We start from the raw sequence: 22,000 nt of genomic DNA on the forward strand, positions 1-22,000 counted from the left end.
CGCGCGCCGATCGGGATCTCATTGGTTCGAGCGTCCTTCCAGGTCACTGATGTCAACCATGTCCGGTTCGTAGTCGGGATGCTCGATTCCGTCGACCATCTCCCAGTACTCGCCTGCAGAAACCTTCTTGTAGACGTGAGCCTCGTCAGGCGCGAAGAGTTCGACCTCGGTTCCCGTGATGACGCCGATGATGTTCTTGAAGGCGGTCGACCCAGGGGTGTAGACGCCCGAGTGCGGTCCTAATACGGGCGGGCTCAACTCCTCGATCGTTGGGCTGGTGGGGTCGTCGTCCACCTCGCGCCCGGTCTCGAGCCGCGTTGCGTCAGGGTCGTCCTGTGAGGACGGGCCATGGCCGAGATGCCCGGCCTGATCGTTCTGCCACGGGCCGGTGATCAGATCGTTCCGGGCGATCATCGTGTAGTGCGGCTTGTCTCCGGTGTTCGGGAAGTCGGCGATGGTCCTGGCGTCGTTACCGAGCCCAGCGCCGGAGACATACAAGACACGATCCGCTTCCAGCCCCGCAGCTTCAGCCTTCCCGACGACCGCTGCCCCGTACGAGTGACCGGTGGCCGTGAGCATCGAGCCGGCAGGGCGCTCTATACCGGCGGTGAAGTTCGTCAACTGACCTCCCAGGTTTTGGGAGTAGCCGTCCCACGCCGCATCGAGCCCTTGAGGTAAAGGGCCACCGGCCCAGGTAATGATTGCCGTCGGACCCGCACCGTCCTGAGCGCTGGACGCGGCGTAGAGTTCGTATCCCCGTTCGTCTGTGCCGTCAAACGATTCCATTTTCGTGGTCGTGCCGGGCACATGGATTGCGATGTTCTCGATCCAGTCAGGGATGTCACCGTTCTTGTCCAGCGGACCGTTGTAGGTTGCGATCGCGTCATGCGCGGGGTCGAACGTGAGAACCTGTCCCTTGGTCGTAAACCCTACGACGTCGTAGACCCCCTCAGCGTTGAACCCATACACCGCGCGGGGTTTCGGCAGTTCCAGGTATGAGCTGTAGGAATCGATTGCGGCCAGAATCTGGGAACGTCGTTCCTGCAGACCCTGGATGTGGGCCAGCCATCCGCCCAAGGACTGACCGTTGACGGGCGGTGCGGCGATGCGCTCGTCGAGGCGCTGGATCTCGGCCTCAAGCCGGGCGATCTCGCTACGGACGTTGATCTCGTTGGCCTTGGCGCGGACTCCGAGCGGGATGCCGTTGAGGTTGCCGATGATCAGTGGGACCGCCGTGATCATCAGCTGCTGTTGCCAGGGATCCAGGCTGTCCCACCACTCGCGGATCTCGCCGTGTGAAGCGTTCTCGAACCAGTCGTCCTCGGGAGCGAACCACGACACGTCTGTCGCAGCCGAGCTCGTGTCGTAGCGCCCGGGCGTGCCAGTTCCCACCGGGGCGCCGATGCCGTCGTCCTGTAGTTCCCGCAGGCGACGTTCGAGTTCCAGGCGCGCGTTCTCGATCTGGTCGAACAGGGCGCGAGCCTCGGCAAGTAGCGACTCGTTCCGCTCGGCCGACGGGACGTGCTGCGCCCACGGAACCCGGTCTCCGGTCTGGGCGCCGTCGTACCAGCCGGCCAGTTCGGCAGGTTCCAGCGTCACCCGCCCGGCTTCCACATCGGTGGCGGTCACCCAGACGCCGGAGTTGACCTGGCTGCGGAACGTTTCCACCTCGCCTGTCAGCACCTTGAGCTTGCCCCGCAGGGGTTCGAGCTCCTCGGCGTAGGTGCCGATCTTCCCGGCGGCGATGAACCACAGGTTCGACTCGTGCCTGCCGCGGTCGACCACGGGGTCCATCGCCCGGTACAGAGCCCCTGCCTCGGGAGCGTCGTAGCTGTCGCGGATCCCCGCCCACACGTCACCCGCTCCGCCGGTGAACTCCTCGACGACGCCACCGATCTTCCGGCACCAGTGGACCTGCTCGTCGAGCCAGTCCACATCCAAGTCCTCGGCCTGGTGCGGGAACGAGGCCGGGTCGATCAACCCGGTTGCGTCCGCCAACGACAGGCTCATTGCGACAGCACCTGCATCTCACCGATGGTGATCTCGGTGGAGGACGACGGGAGCTCGACCGGGATCGTTCCGCCGTCGCCGATGCCCTGCCAGGTGACGGTGAAGAACTGCGTGGCCGTGACGGTTTTCTTTCCGTCGGTCTGGTAGCCGGCGTCGTATCCGCAGTCGGGGCTCGGGGTGTTGCCGTAGCTCTCGTCGTACGGTGTGCCGGGGCCGTGGCAGGTGACGACCTCGCCGTCGCCCATGTCGTACTCGATGCGGTCCAGGCGGGCGGTCGCGGTCACGGACCAGTCGCCGACGTTCGCGGTCGAGGTGAGAGGGCCCGTTGCGTCGCCGCCGTTCGCCACCCAGAGCCAGATCGGGAGCCCGACCAGACCGATGGATTCCCCGTCGTCGTAGGGTGCGATGCCGATGTCGACCGGCTCGAACTGCATGGAGTCAATCGCCTGCTGGGCAAGAACCGCCGGGTCCGGAGGTGTGACCTCCGGTGCGTCAGCGGCCCAGTAGTAGCCGGTCATCGGAACCCCGGCGAACTGGTTGTCGATACCGCCGCCCTCGCACATGTAAATTGCCCCGTCGCCGGGTTCGTGTCCAGCCCAGAAGGGACTGTCGGGACCGGGCTGAGGATCCGCCGGTCCAGTGGGGGTGCCACTGATCTCCTGGCCCGATTCGGTGACGCCGGTGCAGCGTGGGCGTTCGTTGTTCACCGGTGCAGGGTCACCATCTGCGGGACCATCTCCGCCTGTGGTTGAGCCGGGATCGGATGGGGCTCCAGGCGTGGTGACCCAGTCAGTGCATGTCAGATCCTTTTCAATGCACACCACACCGCTGTCGGCCTGCATGGTGCCCGCGACGGCGGGAGTGCTGACGGCCTGCGCGACCAACAGAGCGGCGACGAGGATCAGGCGGCGCTTCAGCACGGCTTGACCTCATTGCCGTTGGCCACGTACTCGACGATCCAGTTGCCGTTCGGGTAGTCGTCGTGCCGCAGCCCGAGCTTGTCGATGGATCGCTCCACCGCGCCGTCCTTCACCACTGACTTGCCGTCCTTGCCGACGATGTCGAAGTCGGTGCTGTCGATGCAGACCGCCAGTTCGATGGAAGGGACGACCGGCGGATCCGCCTTGGGCTTGTTCGTGAGGTCGACCTTGATGACCTTGATCGAGTCGATCTTCAGTTCGCCGACGCTGTGCCCCTCGTTGGCGACGTAGATGTTGTACTCGTCACGGAGCGAGGAGAGATTGGTCCCCGTCGCCACGGTCTCGTACATCTCGATGTCGAACTTGGTGGGGTCGCTCGTGGCCAGGTTCTTGACCCGGTAGTACTCCTGGACGGCCGCCTTGGCGTCCTCCACCGCCACTTCCTTCGGAGACTTCGAAGCCGGCGCCTCCGCCGACGGTGACCCGGCCTCAGCCGCCGCTGACTCCTGCAGTTCCTGCAGCACCTGATCGGGGTCCGGCTCGCTGCTCGTGCACCCCGCCAGCCCGATCACGAGTGCGGTGGCGAAGGCGCAAGCTGCGGCCCCGGTGGTCTTCTTGCGAACCATGTGTCTGGGATCCCTCTCCAAGGACTGACGAAGCGTCGTCGGCCCGCCTCTCTATCCCGCAGACCTACGCACATGGTATTAACGCCCGACATGGGAGGCAACGCCCAAATTTTCGGCGTGTCAAGGGATCATTCGTGCTAAGGAATCAGCCGCCCCGGCGCCCGCGCCTACTTCACCCGGGTCAGCGAAGGCGCTCTCTCCATCGAGCTCAGCCCGTTCCACGCCAGGTTCACCAGATGCGCCGCCACCTGATCCTTCTTCGGCGTCCGCGCGTCCAGCCAGTACTGCCCCGTCAGCGCGATCATCCCCACCAGCATCTGCGCGTACAGCGGCGCCACCCGCGGATCCAGCTTGTTGATCCGGAACTGGTCCACCAGGATCCGCTCCACCTGCGTGGCCACGTCCCCGATCAGGGAAGAGAACGTCCCCGTCGCCTGCGCCACCGGCGAGTCCCGCACGAGGATCCGGAACCCGTCCTCGCTGTCCTCGATGTAGTCCAGCAGGGCCAGGGCGGTCCGCTCCAGCATCACCTTCGGGTGCCCGCCCTCGTCCAGCGACCCCAGCAGCGCCGCCGTCAGCCGCTGCACCTCGCGGTCCACGATGACGGCGTACACGCCCTCCTTGCCCCCGAAGTGCTCGTACACCACCGGCTTCGACACCTGCGCCCGCGCCGCGATCTCCTCGACGCTCGTCCCCTCGAACCCCTTGGACGCGAACAGCTCCCGGCTCACGGAAAGCAGCTGCTCACGACGCTGGCTCGCGGTCATCCGGGGTCGCGGGGTGCGTCGTGAGTCTGCTGCCATGCAGAACATTGTGCCGTGCCGTCCCGGGTCATCCCGATCCGGGGCCCGACGACGACGAGCGCCGCCACGAAGCCGCGACGAATACGTGCGCGCGCACCCCGCCCGACCTGGCAGACTGGGGCCCGAACATCGATCCGCCTTGGTGTAATCGGCAGCACACGGGTTTTTGGTGCCCTTGGTCCAGGTTCGAGTCCTGGGGGCGGAGCGTGAGCACGGAGACACACCGGCCGGCAGCAGTCGTGGTCCTCGCCGCAGGGCAGGGGACGCGAATGAGATCCCGCCTCCCCAAGATCCTGCACCCGGTGGGCGGCCGGCCGATGGTCGGGCACGCGCTCGCCGCGGCCAGAGCCCTGGACCCGGCGGAGCTCGCCGTCGTCGTCCGGCACGAGCGCGACCTGGTCGCCGCCACCATCGCGGAGCTGGACCCGGCGGCGCGCGTCGTCGACCAGGACGAGATCCCCGGCACCGGCCGGGCGGTCGAGTGCGCCATGGAGGCCCTCGGCGAGATCGACGGCGCCGTCGTCGTCCTCGCGGGCGACGTGCCGCTGCTCGACGGCGGCACGCTGGGCCAGCTGCTCGCCTCGCACGTCGCCGAGGGTGACGCCGTCACCATCCTGTCCACCGAGGTGCCCGACGCCACCGGCTACGGCCGCATCGTCCGCGGCGCGGACGGCCAGGTGGAGGCGATCGTCGAGCACAAGGACGCCAGCCCGGAGCAGCGTGAGGTCCGCGAGATCAACACGTCCACGTACGTGTTCGACGCCGTCACCCTCCGCCACGGCCTCGCGAGCCTCGACCGCGCCAACGCGCAGGGCGAGGTGTACCTGACCGACGTCATCGCGTTCGCCCGCAAGGAGGGCCTCGGTGTCCGCGCGCTGATCACCGACGACTCGATGTCCGTCGAGGGCGTCAACGACCGCGTCCAGCTCGCCGCGCTCGGCGCCGAGATGAACCGCCGCACGCTCGAGGCGTGGATGCGCGAGGGCGTCACGATCGTCGACCCGGCCACGACGTGGATCGACGCCGACGTCGAGCTCGCCCCCGATGTCACGATCCTGCCCGGCACGCAGCTGCACGGCGCCACGCGGATCGCCGAGGGCGCCACGATCGGCCCCGACACCACGCTCCGTGACACGGAGGTGCACGACGGCGCCACGGTCTTCCGCACCCACGCCGAGCTCGCCGTGATCGGCGAGCAGGCCACCGTCGGCCCGTTCTCCTACCTGCGCCCCGGCACCGTGCTCGGCAGGAAGGGCAAGATCGGCGGCTTCGTCGAGACGAAGAACGCGACGATCGGCGAGGGCTCCAAGGTGCCCCACCTCAGCTACGTGGGCGACGCCGAGATCGGCGAGCACACCAACATCGGTGCGGCGTCCGTCACGGTCAACTACGACGGCGAGAACAAGCACCGCACCGTGATCGGCTCGCACGCGCGCACCGGGGCCGACAACATGTTCGTCGCGCCCGTCTCCGTGGGCGACGGTGCCTACACTGCAGCGGGCTCCGTCATCGTGAAGGATGTCCCCGCGGGGGCGCTCGGCGTCGGCCGGGCGCAGCAGCGGAACATCGAGGGATGGGTGCTGCGCAAGCGGCCGGCGAGCGCGGCCGCACGGGCGGCGGAAGCCGCCACCATCCCGGAACGCAGCGAGCCGGACCGGGGCACCACGTCCGGCGTCGTCGGACACCCTGATCAGGAACGAAAGGCCCAGTGACATGACCAGCACCACCGTCCGCAACATGGAGCGGCCCTTGGTCCTCGCCACCGGGCGTGCGCACCCCGAGCTGGCGCAGGACGTGGCCAAGGAGCTCGGCATCGAACTGCTCCCGGTCAGCGCGTACGACTTCGCGAACACCGAGACCTACGTGCGGTTCAGCGAGTCGATCCGCGGCGCCGACATCTTCCTCATGCAGTCGCACACCGCGCCGATCAACCAGTGGATCATGGAGCACCTGCTCATGGTCGACGCCGCCAAGCGGGCCTCGGCCCACACGATCACCGCCGTGGCGCCGTTCTTCGGCTACGCCCGGCAGGACAAGAAGGGCCGCGGCCGCGAGCCGATCTCCGCGCGCCTCATGACCGACCTGCTGCACACCGCCGGCGCCGACCGCCTCATGTCGGTGGACCTGCACACGGCGCAGATCCAGGGCTTCTTCGACGGGCCCGTCGACCACCTGTGGGCGCTGCCCATCCTCGTGGACTACGTGCGCACGCGCGTCGACCTCGACAACGTGACCGTGGTGTCGCCCGACGCCGGGCGGATCCGCGTCGCGGAGATCTGGGCGAGCAAGCTCGGCGGCGGGCCGCTGGCGTTCGTGCACAAGACCCGCGACGTGACCCGGCCCAACAAGGCCGTGGCGAACCGCGTCGTCGGCGACGTCAAGGGCAAGGACTGCGTGCTCGTCGACGACCTCATCGACACCGGCGGCACCATCGCCGAGGCCGTCCGCGTGATCATGAGCGAGGGCGCGCGGTCGGTCACCGTGGCGGCGACGCACGGCGTGCTGTCCGGCCCGGCGCCGCAGCGGCTCGCCGACTGCGGCGCGGCCGAGGTCATCGTCACCGACACCCTGCCGATCGAGCCGTCCAAGCGGTTCGAGTCGCTCACCGTCCTGTCCATCGCGCCGCTCATCGCGACCGCGATCAAGGAAGTGTTCACGGACGGCTCCGTGACCAGCTTGTTCGACGGAAACTCCTGAACATAATCGATTAGGCCCCCAGGGTTTGACTTAACCCTGGCCAATGGTGGACCGTTCATTGGTGGCCATCACCGTCATCGTCCCCACGTTCAACGAGGGGCCCAATGTCGCCGAACTCGTGCGGCGCCTCGACGAGGCGCTCACGGGGATGCCGGGCGCCTGTGTGCTGTTCGTGGACGACTCGCGCGACGACACGCCGTCGATCATCGAGGGCGTCGCGGCCGCGCAGGCCGAGCACGGGGGCATCCCCGTGCGGCTGATCCATCGCGAGGTGGCGCTCGGCGGGCTGAGCGGCGCCGTCGTCGAGGGGCTGCGGGCGGTCGAGACCGAGTGGGCCGTCGTCATGGACGGCGACCTGCAGCACCCGCCGGAGCTCGTGCCCGTGCTGGCCGGCAAGGGCATCGATCAAGGGCTCGACGTCGTCGTCGCGTCGCGGTACATCGGCGGGGGCGACGCCGGCGGGCTGGACGGGTGGTGGCGCAAGGTCGTCTCGACGTCGTCGGCCGTGCTGGCGCGGTCGATGTTCCCGCTGCGGCTGCGCAACGTCACCGACCCGATGACCGGGTTCTTCGCGGTGCGGCCCGGGGCGCTGAACCTCGATCTGCTGCGGCCGCGCGGGTTCAAGATCCTGCTCGAGGTGCTCGCGCGCGGGCCCAAGCCGCTGAACGTCGGCGAGGAGCCGTTCGTGTTCGGCGAGCGGTTCGCGGGGGACTCCAAGGCCACGTTCACGCAGGGCGCGCTGTACCTGAAGCAGCTCGCGTCGCTGCGGTTCGGGCGGATGTCGCGGTTCGCGATCATCGGCGGCATGGGCGCGGTGCTGAACGTGGCCATCGTGTGGCTGCTGGAGATGCTGGGCATGGACTACCGGCCCGCGCTGGTGATCGCCGCGGCCGTGACGATCCTGACGAACTTCCTGCTGCAGGAGCGCTTCGTGTTCCGCGACCTGATCGATCAGGGGCGCTTCGGGTTCTGGTCGCGGCTGGGGCGCTCGGTGGCGTTCAACGGCACCGAGGCGGTGCTGCGCTCGATCGCCGTGATCTGGGTGGTGGAGGCCGCGCACTGGCTGCCGGTCGTGGCGCAGGCGGTCATGATCGTGGTGGCCTTCGTGCTGCGGTTCGTCTTCCACTCGCAGGTGGTGTACCGGCCCCGGCGGACGCAGCCCGCGCTCGGTAGCGCGGCCGACGACGCCCTCGGTGCGACCGCCGCCGACAAGCAGGTACAGTAGTCAGGTTGCCTCGGCGAGGGACGCTGGACGGCCGCGACGGGAAAGTTCCGCGCGTGCCGTGTCCGTGATCGACTGGGCGGTCAGTCGGTGACTTCGTGCGCCTCGTGTCCGTCACCCGCCCCACGCCGACGCAGCCGCCCCATTTTCGAAGCCACCCTTGTAGGAGTAGTTCTCATGTCCGAGGTCAAGCTCGTCGCCGAGTCCCGCACCGAGTTCGGGAAGGGTGCGGCGCGCCGCATCCGCCGCGACAACAAGATTCCCGCCGTCCTGTACGGCCACGGCACCGAGCCGGTGCACGTCACCCTCCCGGGCCACGAGTCGATGCTCGCGCTGCGCCAGAGCAACGTGCTGCTCAGCATCGAGCTGGACGGCAAGGGCCAGCTGGCCATCGCCAAGGACGTGCAGCGTCACCCGGTGAAGAACGCCATCGAGCACGTCGACCTGCTGGTCGTGCGCGCCGGCGAGAAGATCGCCGTCGACATCAACGTCAACATCGTGGGCGAGTCGGCCCCCGGCACGATCCACCTGGTCGAGTCGCAGACCCTGTCGGTCGAGGCCGAGGCCACGCACCTGCCGGAGTCGGTCGACGTCTCGATCGAGGGCCTCGAGGCCGGCGCGCACGTGCTGGCCAAGGACGTCGTCCTGCCGAAGGGCTCGTCGCTGCTGACCGACCCGGAGCACGCCGTCGTCCTCATCACCGAGCCGCGCGGCGAGGCCGCCGACGAGGCCGCCGACGCCGAGGCCGCGGAGGCCGCTTCCGCTGCCGCCGCCGAGGCCAAGGCCGCGGCCGAGCAGTCCGCGGAGGGCTGAGCCCCGCTCCGACCGAACCGGGCCGGGATAGTAGGTTGGCGCTGCCACCTGCCGTCCCGGCCCGTTCGCGCGAGACCGGGCTCTCGATCGCGAGGGAGAACCCTCGTGCGCGAGGTAGGGCTCCGAGCCGCGCGGTCATGCGCTCCGGCGCGAGGTAGGGCTTCGTGGCGCGACGTGGTGTCCCCGGCGGATCGCCGTCGGCCGATGTTCTGGAGGAAGCAGTGACCGATCAGCCGTGGCTCGTCGTCGGGCTGGGGAATCCCGGGCCGAAGTACGCGGGGAACCGGCACAACGTCGGCCAGATGGTGCTCGACCTGCTCGCCGAGCGCGCCGGCGGCACGTTCGCGCGGCACGGGCGGGCGCAGGCCGTGGCCGCCGAGGTGCGCCTCGGGACGCTCCCGGGCGGGCGCCCCGGGCCGCGGGTGATCCTCGCGAAGCCGTCCACGTACATGAACGTCTCGGGCGGTCCGGTCAGCGCGCTCGCGCAGTACTACGGCATCGATCCCGCGCAGGTCGCCGTCGTCCACGACGAGGTCGACATCCCCTTCGACACCATCAAGCTGAAGATCGGCGGCGGCGAGGGCGGCCACAACGGCCTGCGCGACATCACCAAGGCGCTCGGCACGCGCGAGTACCACCGCGTCCGCGTGGGCGTGGGCCGCCCGCCGGGCCGCATGGACACCGCCGACTACGTGCTGCGCGACTTCACCGGCACGGAGCGCAAGGACCTGCCGATCCTGGTCGACGACGCCGCCGACGCCGTCGAGATGCTGCTCACCGAGGGCCTGCTGGCGGCGCAGGGGAAGTTCCACGTCGCGAAGGCGTGACCAGCCAGGCGCGGGGCGGGCCCCACAGCCAGCCCGCGCCGATCCGGCGCGTGGCGGCGTCGAGCAGCAGCGCAGTCGTCACGATGACGGCAGTCATGGCCACGGGCAGGAACTGCGACGCCGGCTCGGGCACCCAGATCGCGTTCGACCAGCCGATCCACAGGATCGCGTGGATCAACGGGGTGTGCAGCACGTAGACCGGCAGGGTCCGCGCGCCGATCCAGCCCAGGCGCGGGACGACGACGGCGAGCCCGCGGCTGACCGCGATCCCCGCGAAGGCTCCGGCGACGTTCGCGACGAGGTACACGCCCGGCATCAGCTCGAGGTCGAAGACGTCGGTCACCCAGGTCAGGCCGTACCAGACGGCGATCACGCACAGCCCCGACCACCAGCGCAGCCGCTCCGCGTACCGCTCGACGAGCGGCCTCAGGTGCAGGCCCGCGAGGAAGAACAGGCAGAACTGCCCGAGACCCCGGTAGGCGAGGCTCTCGGGTTCCCAGCCCGCCAGCGCCCAGGCGCCGACCAGGGTCGCGGCCGCGAGCTGCAGCCAGGCGGGCAGGCGGCGCAGCAGCCGCGCGGCCACGAAGAGCGCCGCGAGCGTCCAGATGAACCAGAGCTCGGACCGGGGCAGCAGCAGGGACCAGGTCAGGTCGTCGGCCAGGCTGCCCCAGTCGGCGTCGCGTACCTGGTAGTACCCCGTGAGCAGGCGCACCGTCAGGGTGACGGGCTCCCACAGCACGAACACCCACGCGAAGTGGAAGAGCTTGCCGCGCAGCAGCGTGGGCCACGGCGCCGCGACCCACCGGTGCGCGAACATCCCCGCCACCGTGAAGAACAGCGGCATGCGCAGGCTGCGCAGCGGTTCGTTGATCTCGCGCAGGACGTCGACGCCGTAGCCGGTGCCGGCGGTCCAGTTGGTCGCGTGGTACAGCACGACGAGCAGGATCGCGAGGCCGCGGGCGGTGTCGGCCCAGGCGATGCGGCCGTTCCCGGAACCGGGGAGCACCGGGGCGGGAGCGAAGGGAGTTGTCCCCCGGGAACGGGCGTGCGCGGGCCGCAGGGAGAACATCACCGCTGATGCTACGGCAGCCCGGGGCCGGGTGAAATCTGGTCCGTGGTCCGTGGGAGGACCCGCGGCCGGGGCCCGGTGCCGGCCGGTCGGGCAGGCGCCGGCGTGCGTGTCGGTGTCGCGCAGTACGCTGGTCTCAGCCCATCCACCCCCTGTTCCCGGTGGAACTGGGCCAGCTGTCGTGTGCCCGCGGATCGTCGCCCCGCACCCCGTCGCACTCCCCGAAGGACCCAGATGCACCTCACCGGCCTGCTCCCGCTGCTGCTCTCCGATCCCGGACTCGCCGGTGCGGTCGAACACGTCCGCGCGCGCGGGGAGGCCGACGTCGTCGGCCCGGCCGGGGTGCGGCCCGCGCTGATCGCCGCGGCCTCCGAGCGGCGGCCGCTCGTCGTCGTGACCGCGACCGGCCGCGAGGCCGACGAGCTCGCCGGCGCCGTCCGCACGTACCTGCCCGACGGCCGGGACGACGACGTCGCCGTGCTGCCCGCCTGGGAGACGCTGCCGCACGAGCGGCTCAGCCCGCGCGCCGACACCGTCGCCCGCCGCCTCGCCGTGTTCCGGCGCCTCGCGCATCCCACGGGGGAAGGCGGCCAGGCGGGCCCGATCCGCGTGCTGGTCATGCCGGTCCGCGCGCTGCTGCAGCCCGTGGTGGACGGCCTGGGCGAGCTCGAACCCGTCTCGCTCGCGAACGGCACCACGGCGGACCTGACCGACGTCGCGCAGCGCCTCACCGACGCCGCCTACACCCGCGTCGACATGGTCGAGCGGCGCGGCGAGTTCGCCGTGCGCGGCGGCATCCTCGACGTCTTCCCGCCCACGGAGGACCATCCGCTGCGCGTCGAGTTCTGGGGCGACGAGGTCTCGGAGATCCGCTGGTTCGCGGTCGCCGACCAGCGCTCGCTGGAGATCGCCGAGCGCGGCCTCTGGGCGCCGCCGTGCCGCGAGATCCTGCTGGCCGCGCCCGTCCGCGAGCGGGCGCGGCAGCTCGCCGAGTCGCTGCCGGGCGCCGCCGAGATGCTGGAGAAGATCGCCGACGGCACGCCCGCCGAGGGCATGGAGTCCCTCGCGCCGCTGCTCGTGGAGCGCATGGTCCCGGTGCTCGAGCTCGTGCCCGACGACGCCCTGCTGGTGCTGAACGAGTCCGAGCGCGTGCGCCGCCGGGCCCACGACCTCGTCGCGACCACCGAGGAGTTCCTCGCCGCCGCCTGGGTGGGCGCCGCCGCGGGTGGCTCGGTGCCGCTGTCCGGCGGGGGAGCCGCGGACCTCTCCGCGGCGTCCTTCTCGACGCTCGCCGACGCGCGCGACGTCGCCGCCCGGCGCGGGCTCGGCTGGTGGACGCTGTCGTCGTTCGGCCAGGACGTCGAGCTCGGGCAGGTGGCCGACGCCGCTGCCGGGAACGCTCCGGCGGAGCCGGGGGCGGCGGGTCCGGACCAGGGCGGCGCCCGCCCGGCGTCGTCGGACCTCGGGATGGACCGGACGATCAATCAGTCCGGGGAGATCTTCACGGTCGGCGCGCGGGAGGTCGAGTCCTACCGGGGCGATCTCGCGCGGGCGCTGCAGGAGGTCGACGCGCTGCAGAAGTCCGGCTGGACGCTCGTGCTGACCACGGAGGGGCACGGGCCGGCCAAGCGGATGAGCGAGCAGCTGGCGGAGGCGGGGACGGCCGCGCGGCTGGAGTCCGGGCTCGCGAGCGAGCCGGAGCCCGCCGTCGTGCACGTCGTCGCGGGCGGCGTCGGGCGGGGCTTCGTCGCGGCCGGGCTGAAGCTCGCCGTCTTCTCGGACCAGGACCTGACCGGCCGCGTCGGCGGGACGGGCACCCGGGACATGCGCAAGATGCCGAGCCGGCGGCGCAACGTCGTCGACCCCCTGCAGCTCAAGGCGGGCGACTTCGTGGTGCACGAGCAGCACGGCGTCGGGAAGTTCATCGAGATGGTGCAGCGCAGCCTCGGGCGCGACGGCGCCACGCGCGAGTACCTGGTGATCGAGTACGCGTCCTCCAAGCGCGGGCAGCCGGGGGACCGGCTGTTCGTGCCGACGGACCAGCTCGACCAGGTCACCAAGTACGTCGGCGGCGAGGCGCCCAGCCTGAACAAGATGGGCGGCGCCGACTGGAAGAACACCAAGGCCAAGGCCCGCAAGCACGTCAAGGAGATCGCGGGCGAGCTGATCCGGCTGTACTCGGCGCGCATGGCCACCAAGGGGCACGCGTTCGGCCCGGACACGCCGTGGCAGCGCGAGCTGGAGGACGCGTTCGAGTACGTCGAGACGCCGGATCAGCTCGCCACCATCGACGAGGTCAAGGCCGACATGGAGAAGGAGGTCCCGATGGACCGCCTGATCTGCGGCGACGTCGGCTACGGCAAGACGGAGATCGCGCTGCGGGCGGCCTTCAAGGCGGTGCAGGACGGCAAGCAGGTCGCCGTCCTGGTGCCGACGACGCTGCTGGTGCAGCAGCACTTCGAGACGTTCTCCGACCGGTACGCCGGGTTCCCGGTGACGGTGAAGGCGCTGAGCCGGTTCCAGTCGGACAAGGAGTCCGCGGCGGTGATCGACGGGTTGCGCGACGGCAAGGTCGACGTCGTCATCGGCACGCACCGGCTGATCACGGGGGCGGTCCGGTTCAAGGACCTGGGCCTGGTGATCGTCGACGAGGAGCAGCGGTTCGGTGTCGAGCACAAGGAGACGCTGAAGCAGCTGCGCACCAACGTGGACGTGCTGGCGATGTCCGCGACGCCGATCCCGCGCACGCTGGAGATGGCCGTGACGGGGATCCGCGAGATGTCGACGCTCGCGACGCCGCCCGAGGAGCGGCACCCGGTGCTCACCTACGTCGGCGCGTACGAGGAGAAGCAGATCGCCGCCGCGCTGCGCCGCGAGCTGCTGCGCGAGGGCCAGGTGTTCTACGTGCACAACCGGGTCGAGTCGATCCAGCGGGTCGCCTCCCGGCTGAACGAGATGGTGCCCGAGGCGAGGATCGGCGTCGCGCACGGCAAGATGGGCGAGCACCAGCTGGACCAGGTGATCCGCGGCTTCTGGGAGAAGGAGCTCGACGTGCTGGTCTGCACCACGATCGTCGAGACCGGCCTGGACATCTCCAACGCGAACACGCTCATCCTGGAGCGGGCCGACGTGCTCGGCCTGTCCCAGCTGCACCAGCTGCGCGGGCGCGTGGGCCGCGGGCGCGAGCGGGCGTACGCGTACTTCCTCTACCCGCCGGAGAAGCCGCTCACCGAGCAGGCGCACGACCGCCTGGCCACCATGGCCGCCCACACCGACCTCGGCGCGGGCATGCAGATCGCCATGAAGGACCTGGAGATCCGCGGCGCCGGCAACCTGCTCGGCGGCGAGCAGTCCGGGCACATCGCGGGCGTGGGCTTCGACCTGTACGTGCGGATGGTCGGCGAGGCGGTCGCGACGTACCGCGGCGACCGCGAGGAGGAGGTGCCGGAGGTCGCGATCGAGCTGCCCGTCGACGCGCATCTCCCCGAGACCTACATCGCCACGGAACGGCTGCGCCTCGAGGCGTACAAGAAGATCGCGGTCGCGTACGACGACGCCGCCCTCGACGAGGTCCGCGCCGAGCTCACCGACCGCTACGGCAAGCTGCCGGACGTCTCCTCGGCGCTGTTCGACGTCGCCCGCTTCCGCAACCACGCCCGCCGGGCGGGCCTCACGGACGTCACCGCCCAGGGCAAGTACATCCGCTTCGCCCCGGTCGAGCTCGCGGAGTCCCAGACCCTGCGCCTCAAGCGCCTCTACCCGGGCACGATCCTGAAGCCGGCCATCCGCGCGATCCTCGTCCCGTACCCCACCACGGGCCGGGTCGGCGGCAAGCCGCTGCGCGGCGCGGAGATCCTGGACTGGGCGCGGCAGCTGGTCGACGCGGTCATCCTGAACGAGGTCAGCGCGGCGGCGACGGTCGGGACCCGCGGCTGACACGTGCGCCACGGGCAAGATCGTGAAGCAGATGTTGCCCGGGATGCCGGTCTAAGCGATAATAGGCTCCCCTTGGATACTTCTTTGCATTAATGTAGGGAACATGAGATGTACACCGGCGGGAGGGTCCCGGCGCTAACGGTCAACAGGCTGTTCATTATGGACGACGACGGCTACGCTGGTAGCCATTAGCCCTTCGGCGTGGCTTGCGCCGTCGTCCAGGAAGTACCCATACCATGGCTCGTACGTCCCAACGAACAGTCCGAGATCTCGCCTCGTTCGGCGAGCACGTCCGCACCTGGCGCAAGATCCACGGCCTCACGGCACAACTCGTGGCAGATCGCGCCGGCATCACCCGCACCACCCTGCGCAGCATCGAGAACGGCACCGGAACCGTCAGCCTGGAGAACACCCTCGCGGTGCTCCGTGTCCTGGGTGTGGCCGACGCCGTCGTCGGCGCCACCGATCCACTGACCACCGACCTCGGAAGGTTCCACGCGGAACGCGCGCTGCCGCAGCGCGTTCGGATCGCCGGTTAGAACCGGCCAGAAGGAGTGTGAGCCCGTGTCGTCGATCCATGTCGAGGTGCATCTGCCGGGCGGGCGCCGTGTCCATGTCGGCGACCTCGACCTGCAGCTCAACACGGGCGGGGCCCTGATCGGCAGCATGTTCCGGTACGACGCCGGCTACCTGCGCACGCACGGCGCCTACGCGCTCTGCCCGGAGCTGCCGCTGACGCCAGGGCCGATCCCGTCCGCGGGCGACCGGCCGATGTTCGGCGCGTTCGCCGACTGCCAGCCGGACCAGTGGGGCCGCACCCTGCTGTTCCATGCGGAGCGGCACAGCGCGCGGGCCGACAGGCGCGAGCCGGTGCGGCTCAACGAGAAGGACTTCCTGCTCGGCGTACAGGACGACACCCGGCTCGGGGCGCTCCGGCTCTCGCTGGACGCCGGCGAGACGTTCGAGGCGCCCCCGCGGGTCGACGTGCCCGAGCTCGTCGAGCTGCCCTCGCTGACCGAGGCGGCCGAGGCCGTCGCCGACCACCGCACCTCCGGCCAGGACCTGCGGCTCCTGGTCGCGGCGGGCACGTCGATGGGCGGCGCGCGGCCCAAGGTCACGGTGCGCGACGCGGACGGCGAGCTGTGGATGGCCAAGCTCCCGATGCGCACGGACCGGTGGGACGTGCAGGCGTGGGAGTACCTCACGCTGCGGCTCGCGTCGCGGGCCGGGATCGAGGTCCCGGTCGCGCGGCTGCACCGGGTCGACGGCGACCGGGGGCGCCACAGCATCCTGCTCACCCGGCGGTTCGACCGGCTGGGTGACGGGCGTCTGGGGTACCTCTCGGCCGAGTCGCTGGTGCAGAAGGCGTTCTTCGAGACCATCGACTACCGGACGCTCGCGGAGACCCTGGCGGATCACTCGGGGCGACCGAGCGCCGACGGCCACGACCTGTTCCGGCGGGTCGCGTTCACGCTGCTGGTGCGCAACGTGGACGATCACATGAAGAACCACGGCTTCCTGCGCCGCACCGAGGGCTGGGCTCTCGCGCCGCTGTTCGACGTCAACCCGGACCCGTTCTCCGTCGCGGAGTCGACGCCCCTGCGGCCGATGGGGAACCGCATCGACCGCGAGGTCCGCGTGCTGCTGGAGACGTGCGGCTCCTACGGCCTGCGGCCCGACGACGCCCGCAAGGTCGTGGCCGAGGTGTCCGCGGCGACGGCGGGCTGGGCGGACCTCGCCCGGGACCTGGGCCTGCCGGACGGGGAGATCTCCCTCATGGCGGAGGCGTTCGAGAACCCCAACCGCACGGAGGCGAGCGGCCTGGCGGCCTGACACGACAGGGCCTCCGGTCACGGTGATCCGTGACCGGAGGCCCTGACGCCCAAGAGTTCGTGCGGGTGGGCGATGCGGTCGGCTGGTTGTCGCGGGAGGTCGGTCCGATGTCGAGAAGTCGGTCCCTCGAGGGGCCGACCCCAAGGACAGAAAACCGACTGCTCGACATCTGGCCTACCGCATCTGACTACCCTGCTCGGGGGCTACTTCTTCTTCGGGGTTACCGGGGCGGTCGTGGCCGTGACCGGGTTGTAGCCGTCCGCCTTGGCCGTGACCTCGACCGTCAGCCGGTGGCCGACGTCGGACGGCTTGACCTTGTACGAGCGGCCCGTGCCGGTGTACCGGGAGTACGGGTCGGAGATCGGCCTGTCGTCGCGCAGCCACTGGTAGGTGAACGTGACACCCTCCACCGACCACTCGCCCGGGTTCACCGTGAGCACCTTGCCCTTGGCGGCCTTGCCGGTGATCGTCGGCGGGACGATGTTCTCGATCCCCGCCGGGGCCACGAGCTGCCCCACGCCCCAGTGGGCCGTGGACTGGTAGCCGGCCCCGGTCGGGTCGGCCCAGTTGCGGATCGCGGTGCGGGCGCCGTCCGCGGCGTCGTTCACCTGGAAGTCCAGGCCGTGGAACGTGCCCTCGCCGCCGTAGGTGAGCAGGTCGATCGCGGCCTCGACCACGTACCCGCCGTCGACCTGCTTGACCGCGGACTCGAGGCGCGCCTTCTGGTCCGCCTCGTCGCCCGTCCCGAACGACACGACGTTCTCCGCGGAGATGCGGATCTGCGTGTCGTCGGCGCGGTAGCCGCCGTTCTTGGCGTTGCCGCCGTCGACGTACAGCTCCACGGAGTCCTGGATCCACGGGTCCGAGCCGGACACGTCGATCACCGGGTCCGCGACCTGCGCCAGCACGTACAGCGTGCTGCCGTGCCAGGTGGTCGAGACGGTCGCCTCCGCGCCCGCGGTGCCCTCGACGGACTTGGTGGTCGTCACCGGGTTCGCCCCGTCGTAGGCGGCGTCGGCCACGCCGTCGATCACGGGCGCCGTCGTCGTCCCGGGGATCTCCAGGTAGGAGAGCTCCTCGACGAACGTCAGCGTGCCGAGCGCGCCGGGCGTGTTCCACGTCCCGGCGGCAGCGCCGCCGTCGGACACCGCCACGTCGAACCCGACGGTGCCGCCCGAGGCGGCGGCCGTCAGCGGAAGGTGCACGACGACGTCGTACCCGCCCTCGCGCTCGCCGGCCACGGCCTGGGCGTCGCCCGAACCGTCACGGTTGACCGTGTAGGTCGACTGGCCCACCGTGAACGCGACCGAGTCTCCCGAGGCGGTCGCGTCGTCGACCGACACGAACGCCGTCAGGTGATCCTGCGCCCAGCGCAGCTGGAACTCCGCGTGCCCGCCGGCCGCCGCGAAGCGGTGCCGCGGCAGCTTGTCCCACTCCACGGACGACGTCGCGGCGTCGTCCAGCGGTACGTCGCCCGCGAACACGTTCGCGGTGCGCAGCTGGGCGGGCAGTTCCCCGTCGACCGTGCCGTGGTAGGCGGGCTTGGCCTGGTAGGCGTCGTCGAACACGAGCGGCGCGCCGTTGTCGACGCGCCACGAGCGGCCGTCGGTGAGGCCCCAGACCGTGGCGCTGTACAGGTGCTCCGCGTGCTCACGGAAGATGCGGAACGCGTCGCGGTAGTAGTAGCCCTGCTCGATGAGCTTGGCCTGGGTGACCGGCGTGCCCGTGGGCACGTCGAACTCGGTGACGGCCTGCTTCACGGGCAGGTCGGCGAACCGGTCGAGGGCCCCGTCGAGCGCGCTGACCGGCATGGCCAGGTTCACGTGCAGCTGGTGGCCGACGCCGTCCACGGGCACCCCGCGGGCGAGCAGCCGGTCGACGAGCGCGCGGTACCGGTCCTGCTTGCCGGACTGCTCGGTGTTGTAGTCGTTGATGAAGAGCGTCACGGGGCGTTCCGGCACGGTGTCCGACGGCGCCGCCGCGTACGTCTCGTTGAACGCCTCGTCCGCGTACCGGAACGAGAGGTCGATGAAGTCCTCGCCCAGGATCCGGAACCACTCCGAGCGGCGCAGGCCGTCCGGGTTCTCGGCGCCGTCGGAGACGACCTCGTTCACCACGTCCCAGGCGACCAGCGGGTTCGTGTCCGAACCGAACTTGCCGTAGTCCGTCGACAGGTTCTCCGCGATGTCGAAGATGTGCGTCCGCAGGCGCTGGCGCAGGGCCTCCTTGCCGGCCTCGTCGGCCGCGAGCGGGTTGCCGGCGGCGTCCTGGAAGAACCACTCCGGCGTCTGGCCGTGCCAGGTCAGCACGTGCCCGTAGACGCGCAGGTCGTTCGTGGCCGCGAAGTCCATCAGCGCGGTGGCCTCGGAGTGACGGCGGAAGTTCCTCGCGTCGTCGTACCAGGCCTCGGGCTTCATGTGGTTCTCGGCCGTGATCTGGTCGAAGTGGTGCGTGGTGAGGTCCGACGCCGAGCCGGTGGTCTCACGGGCGTCGATCGCGACGCCCAGCGGGAAGGAGGTGGTCTCCTTGATCGGCGTGATGTCCTCGATGACCGGGGGCTCCGGGACCGAGATCTCGATGTCGTCGACGTAGAAGTCGGCGAGGTTGCCGCCGTTGTACTCGGTCTCGAGGTACAGCAGGGCGTCGTCGGACTCCGGCATCGTGAACGACGTCGTGACCTGCTGCCACGAGCTGCTCGACATGCCGCTGAACTGGGCGAGCGTGTCGTACGTCGTGGCGCCGTCCGTCGTGTGGGCGAGGCTGAGCCAGACGTCGCCGGCGGTCGCGCCCGCCGCGAAGCGGACCCAGGCCGAGACGTCGTAGGTGACGCCCGGGGTGAGGGCCTCGGTCACGTCGCGGCCGAGGCCGTCGCCCGTGTTCTCGCGGTTCGTGATCGCCGCCGAGTAGGTGGACTCGTGGGCGTAGGCGTCCGACGCCGCGACGCCGAAGCCGCTGCCGTCCGAGCCGTTGCGCGGGCCCCAGCCCTGGAGCGTGCCGTCCTCGAAGTCGCTGGTCAGCACCGGGCCCGAGGGCGGGGGAGTGCCCGCCGGGAGCACGAACTCCCAGCCGTCGGCGAGACGCTCGGTCACCACCGTCTCGACCGCGGCGAGCGTGCCGGAGCGGTCGCCGCCGCCGTCGTGCGCGAGCACGAGCTCACCGGGGACCATCGCGGCGCGCAGGTTCGCGGTCAGCGTGTCGACGTCCTGGGTCTCCCAGTCGGAGATGGTGTTGCGCACGGCCAGCGGCTGCATGCCGAGGTCCACGGCGACCTCGGGCGTGACGCCCCAGGAGCCGTTCGGCGCCCGCCAGAAGGGGACCTTCGCGTTCGGGTTGCCGAGGGCCTGCCGGATGATCTGCAGGTTGCGGACCATGTCGGCCTGCGCCTGCTCGGCGGTCCAGCTGCCCATGTCGGCGTAGCCGGTCGAGTGGTTGCACAGGGTGTGGCCGTCGGCCACGATCCGGCGCAGGATCTCGGCGCCGCCGTCGGCCTGGATGTTCTGGCCGATGACGCAGAAGACGGCCTTGATCTGCTTCTCCGCGAGGAAGTCGAGGAGGGCCGGCGTGGTGCCGGGGTTGGGGCCGTCGTCGAACGTCAGGGCCGAGACGTTTCCTGTGCCGTCGGCGAGGTAGGCCGGGGTGGGGACCGGGTTGATGGCGCCTCCTGGAGCCGTGCCGGGGTCGGTGCCGCCGCCGGCGTCCTCGCTGGTGACGAGGATGTCGTCGACCAGGATCGTGTACGGGCCGGTCTGGTCCGCGGTGCCGAGGTACGCCTGGAGGGCGGCCGGGTCGGCGTCGGCCGCGGCGGTGAACGAGCCGGCGACCGTGGTCCACTCCGAGGTGATCGTGGTGTTGCCGACCCAGGAGTAGGCGGGCTTCATGACGAAGCGGATCGACGTCGAGGCGGGCTGGGTCGCGCCCTCGGCGGCGGGCGCGATGCGGGCCCGCATGGAGAACTGGTAGGTGGCGCCCGGCTGGAAGATGCCGGTGGGGGACTGGATGCCCTCGTAGTCGGCGGCGCGGGTGATGGACAGGACGTTGTTGCCGGCGTCGGCCGGGTCCGGGACGACGCCGAGCGTCGCGCTGCCGGACTGGGTCCAGGCGCCGGTGGTGCCGTCGGTGAAGTCGGCCGACGTCACGGTGATCGGCTCCGCGGAGGCGGGCGCCGTCAGGGCGATCCCGGCCACGGTTCCCGTCACGGCCAGCGCCACGGCAGTGCCGACGGCGACCGTCCGCCTGCCGGGCCCTCGTTGGCCGGCCCGGGGTGTGAAACGATTTCGAAAGCTCATCAGCGCTCCCTCGCGCAGAAAATGGGTGCTTGAGCGTGATGCTAGCCACACGAGGGCCCGGGCGGTAATCGCGTGAAGGTGATTAACCCTCGGCCGCCCGACGCCCCGTGAACACCCCCGCAGATGGCACCCACCCAAACCCCCCGCCCTGTCCCAAACCCCCCGCCCTCCGCCTCCTCTGCCCCGCCGCTCGCGGCTCGGAACGAGGTTTCCGTGCGAGCACGAACTTCCCGAGCATCCGCCGAGAGCGTCTGACGGAAAGTTCGTGGTCGCGCGGCGAACCTCAGGAGCGATCCTTCAGAGTGCCCTTGGCTATGTGGAGGCGGCGGGGGGTGCGGCTGGCCACCGCCGAGTCGTGGGTGACCATGATCAGCGTGAGGCCCTGCTCCTTCCACAGGCTCTCGAGCAGGTCGATGAGCTCGTCGCGGGTCTCCTCGTCGAGGTTGCCCGTGGGCTCGTCCGCGAGCAGGACGGTCGGGTTCTTGACCAGCGCCCGCGCGATCGCGACGCGCTGCTGCTGCCCGCCGGACAGCTCGTCCGGCAGGTGGTCCGCCCGCTCGCCGAGGCCCACGGACTGCAGCGCGGCCACCGCGCGCCGCGCCCGGTCCGCCTGCGCCACACCCGCCGGCACGAGCGCCGTCTCGACGTTCTCCTGCGCGGTCAGCGTCGGGATGAGGTTGAAGTTCTGGAACACGAAGCCGACGGTCTCGGCCCGGACCCGCGTGAGCCCGGCGTCGTTCATCGTGGTCAGGTCCTTGCCGTCGAGCACCACGCTGCCCGACGTCGGCCGGTCCAGCCCGCCGAGCGCCTGCAGCAGCGTGGACTTCCCGCCGCCGGTCGGGCCCTGGATCGACACGAGCTCGCCGTCCTCGATCCGCAGCGACACGTCACGCAGCGCGTGCACGGTGCGCTTCCCCTGGGTGTAAGTCTTGGTCAGTTTCTCGATCTGATACATGTC

General features: G+C 70.5%; 15 protein-coding genes and 1 tRNA gene. 9 read left to right on the plus strand and 7 right to left on the minus strand.

Features of this window, described 5'->3' with window-relative positions; all coding sequences use genetic code 11:
- Nucleotides 1-18 precede the first annotated feature (18 nt).
- The 4 genes from ABD208_RS09205 to ABD208_RS09220 form a co-directional block, all read right to left on the minus strand.
- Nucleotides 19-2,010: an alpha/beta hydrolase gene (locus tag ABD208_RS09205; RefSeq protein ID WP_344101815.1), complete on the minus strand. Its 1,992-nt coding sequence runs from the start codon at nt 2,008-2,010 to the stop codon at nt 19-21.
- Nucleotides 2,007-2,930, minus strand: a complete 924-nt coding sequence (locus tag ABD208_RS09210; protein WP_344101818.1) for a hypothetical protein — start codon at nt 2,928-2,930, stop codon at nt 2,007-2,009. The genes ABD208_RS09205 and ABD208_RS09210 overlap by 4 nt, the downstream gene beginning before the upstream one ends.
- The gene (locus tag ABD208_RS09215) at nt 2,924-3,556 is read right to left on the minus strand and encodes a hypothetical protein (protein WP_344101819.1); all 633 of its coding nucleotides are present in this window, start codon (nt 3,554-3,556) and stop codon (nt 2,924-2,926) included. Before ABD208_RS09215 ends, ABD208_RS09210 begins: the two co-directional genes overlap by 7 nt.
- Nucleotides 3,557-3,723: 167 nt before the next feature.
- Entirely contained in the window at nt 3,724-4,323 is a 600-nt protein-coding gene (locus tag ABD208_RS09220; protein WP_344102281.1) for a TetR/AcrR family transcriptional regulator, read from the minus strand.
- A 169-nt stretch (nt 4,324-4,492) separates the two neighbouring features.
- Here ABD208_RS09220 and ABD208_RS09225 point away from each other — a divergent pair.
- The 6 genes from ABD208_RS09225 (at nt 4,493) to pth (ending at nt 9,918) form a co-directional block, all read left to right on the plus strand.
- A tRNA-Gln gene (locus ABD208_RS09225) sits at nt 4,493-4,564 on the plus strand.
- 1 nt (nt 4,565) lies between these two features.
- Nucleotides 4,566-6,071 carry a bifunctional UDP-N-acetylglucosamine diphosphorylase/glucosamine-1-phosphate N-acetyltransferase GlmU gene (glmU, locus tag ABD208_RS09230; protein WP_344101821.1) on the plus strand — a complete coding sequence of 502 codons (1,506 nt, stop codon included), beginning with the start codon at nt 4,566-4,568 and terminating at the stop codon, nt 6,069-6,071.
- Between the two features lies 1 nt (nt 6,072).
- Nucleotides 6,073-7,056, plus strand: coding sequence for a ribose-phosphate diphosphokinase (locus ABD208_RS09235; RefSeq protein WP_344101823.1), 984 nt, complete (start codon nt 6,073-6,075; stop codon nt 7,054-7,056).
- A gap of 61 nt (nt 7,057-7,117) precedes the next feature.
- Nucleotides 7,118-8,281 carry a glycosyltransferase gene (locus tag ABD208_RS09240; protein ID WP_344101825.1) on the plus strand — a complete coding sequence of 388 codons (1,164 nt, stop codon included), beginning with the start codon at nt 7,118-7,120 and terminating at the stop codon, nt 8,279-8,281.
- Between the two features lie 174 nt (nt 8,282-8,455).
- Complete coding sequence (locus ABD208_RS09245; protein ID WP_344101828.1) at nt 8,456-9,091, plus strand: 50S ribosomal protein L25/general stress protein Ctc; 636 nt, start codon at nt 8,456-8,458, stop codon at nt 9,089-9,091.
- 221 nt (nt 9,092-9,312) lie between these two features.
- Nucleotides 9,313-9,918 carry an aminoacyl-tRNA hydrolase gene (gene pth, locus ABD208_RS09250; protein ID WP_344101830.1) on the plus strand — a complete coding sequence of 202 codons (606 nt, stop codon included), beginning with the start codon at nt 9,313-9,315 and terminating at the stop codon, nt 9,916-9,918.
- On the opposite strand, the gene ABD208_RS09255 is transcribed toward pth, so the two are convergent.
- Entirely contained in the window at nt 9,866-10,987 is a 1,122-nt protein-coding gene (locus ABD208_RS09255; RefSeq protein WP_344101832.1) for an acyltransferase family protein, read from the minus strand. The genes pth and ABD208_RS09255 overlap by 53 nt on opposite strands.
- A gap of 234 nt (nt 10,988-11,221) precedes the next feature.
- On the opposite strand from ABD208_RS09255, the gene mfd reads away from it, so the two are divergent.
- The 3 genes from mfd to ABD208_RS09270 all read left to right on the plus strand — a co-directional run bounded on the left by mfd (nt 11,222) and on the right by ABD208_RS09270 (nt 16,756).
- The gene (mfd, locus tag ABD208_RS09260; protein ID WP_344101834.1) at nt 11,222-14,923 is read left to right on the plus strand and encodes a transcription-repair coupling factor; all 3,702 of its coding nucleotides are present in this window, start codon (nt 11,222-11,224) and stop codon (nt 14,921-14,923) included.
- 236 nt (nt 14,924-15,159) lie between these two features.
- Nucleotides 15,160-15,462: a helix-turn-helix domain-containing protein gene (locus ABD208_RS09265; RefSeq protein ID WP_344101836.1), complete on the plus strand. Its 303-nt coding sequence runs from the start codon at nt 15,160-15,162 to the stop codon at nt 15,460-15,462.
- Between the two features lie 25 nt (nt 15,463-15,487).
- Nucleotides 15,488-16,756 carry a type II toxin-antitoxin system HipA family toxin gene (locus ABD208_RS09270; protein ID WP_344101838.1) on the plus strand — a complete coding sequence of 423 codons (1,269 nt, stop codon included), beginning with the start codon at nt 15,488-15,490 and terminating at the stop codon, nt 16,754-16,756.
- A gap of 203 nt (nt 16,757-16,959) precedes the next feature.
- Here the strand turns inward: ABD208_RS09270 and ABD208_RS09275 are convergent, their stop codons facing one another.
- Together ABD208_RS09275 and ABD208_RS09280 are read right to left on the minus strand one after the other, a co-directional pair.
- Entirely contained in the window at nt 16,960-20,952 is a 3,993-nt protein-coding gene (locus tag ABD208_RS09275; RefSeq protein ID WP_344101840.1) for an endo-1,4-beta-xylanase, read from the minus strand.
- Between the two features lie 373 nt (nt 20,953-21,325).
- Nucleotides 21,326-21,997, minus strand: coding sequence for an ABC transporter ATP-binding protein (locus ABD208_RS09280; RefSeq protein WP_344101842.1), 672 nt, complete (start codon nt 21,995-21,997; stop codon nt 21,326-21,328).
- Nucleotides 21,998-22,000 lie beyond the last annotated feature (3 nt).

Source organism: Myceligenerans crystallogenes, assembly GCF_039529775.1.
Lineage (GTDB): Bacteria > Actinomycetota > Actinomycetes > Actinomycetales > Cellulomonadaceae > Myceligenerans > Myceligenerans crystallogenes.

Coding starts and splice junctions, on each gene's coding strand:
- ABD208_RS09205 (WP_344101815.1), bottom strand. CDS start 2,010: ATGAGCCTGTCGTTGGCGGACGCAACCGGGTTGATCGACCCGGCCTCG.
- ABD208_RS09215 (WP_344101819.1), bottom strand. CDS start 3,556: ATGGTTCGCAAGAAGACCACCGGGGCCGCAGCTTGCGCCTTCGCCACC.
- ABD208_RS09220 (WP_344102281.1), bottom strand. CDS start 4,323: ATGACCGCGAGCCAGCGTCGTGAGCAGCTGCTTTCCGTGAGCCGGGAG.
- ABD208_RS09235 (WP_344101823.1), top strand. CDS start 6,073: ATGACCAGCACCACCGTCCGCAACATGGAGCGGCCCTTGGTCCTCGCC.
- ABD208_RS09245 (WP_344101828.1), top strand. CDS start 8,456: ATGTCCGAGGTCAAGCTCGTCGCCGAGTCCCGCACCGAGTTCGGGAAG.
- ABD208_RS09255 (WP_344101832.1), bottom strand. CDS start 10,987: ATGTTCTCCCTGCGGCCCGCGCACGCCCGTTCCCGGGGGACAACTCCC.
- mfd (WP_344101834.1), top strand. CDS start 11,222: ATGCACCTCACCGGCCTGCTCCCGCTGCTGCTCTCCGATCCCGGACTC.
- ABD208_RS09265 (WP_344101836.1), top strand. CDS start 15,160: ATGGCTCGTACGTCCCAACGAACAGTCCGAGATCTCGCCTCGTTCGGC.
- ABD208_RS09280 (WP_344101842.1), bottom strand. CDS start 21,997: ATGTATCAGATCGAGAAACTGACCAAGACTTACACCCAGGGGAAGCGC.